The sequence below is a fragment of the Arthrobacter sp. SPT-J7 genome (assembly GCF_059089965.1).
In genome coordinates this window covers 1-849 of record NZ_JBNHFF010000493.1, presented here as the reverse complement: position 1 = coordinate 849, position 849 = coordinate 1, and the positions used below count along the sequence as shown (strand labels likewise).

General features: G+C 64.8%; 1 protein-coding gene. It reads left to right on the top strand.

Features of this window, described 5'->3' with window-relative positions; translation table 11 throughout:
- Positions 1-849: rhamnogalacturonan lyase family protein (locus tag AC5RWX_RS33835; protein WP_494100510.1), on the top strand; the 849-nt coding region annotated here is incomplete at both ends.

Here is an 849-nt window from a genome sequence, read left to right as displayed (position 1 = left end):
TGGCCATCAAGCTGGACAAGCCCGCCGACGACTACACCAAGGACGGCCAGCCCTACAGCTACTCCGCGGGGGACTCCAGCGTGGCGGACCTGGATGGCGACGGGACCTACGAAGTTATCCAGATGTGGTCACCGTCCAACTCCAAGGACAACTCGCAGGCAGGCTACACCGGCATTGTCTACGTGGATGCCTACAAGACGGACGGCACAAGGCTCTGGCGCATCAACATGGGACCGAACATCCGTGCCGGCGCCCACTACACCCAGCTCCTCGCCTATGACTTCGACGGTGACGGCAAGGCTGAGGTCGCCATGAAGACGGCCGACGGCACGCGGGACGCGGCTGGAACAGCGGTCGGCAACCCCAGTGCAGACCACCGCAACAGCACCGGCTACGTGCTGACAGGCGATGAATTCCTGACCGTCTTCCACGGGGCCACCGGCACAGTGATGGATACAGTGAAGTACGATCCTCCCCGCGGCGATGTGGGGGCCTGGGGTGACACCTACGGCAACCGCGTTGACCGGTTCCTTGGTGCTGTGGCGTACCTGGACGGCGAGCGCCCCTCCATGATGTTCAGCCGCGGCTACTACACCCGGGCCGTGCTCGCCACGTACGACCTCGTGGCCGGCAAGATCGTGAAGCGCTGGGTCTTCGATTCGGACGCTGCCGGGGCCCAATACCGCGGCCAGGGCAACCACAACCTGTCAGTCGCGGACGTTGACGCCGACGGCAAGGACGAGTTCGTCTTCGGGTCAATGACCATCGACGACAACGGCAAGCCGCTGTACAACACCGGCCTCGGCCACGGCGACGCCATCCACACGAGCGACCTCGATCCGTCCCGCC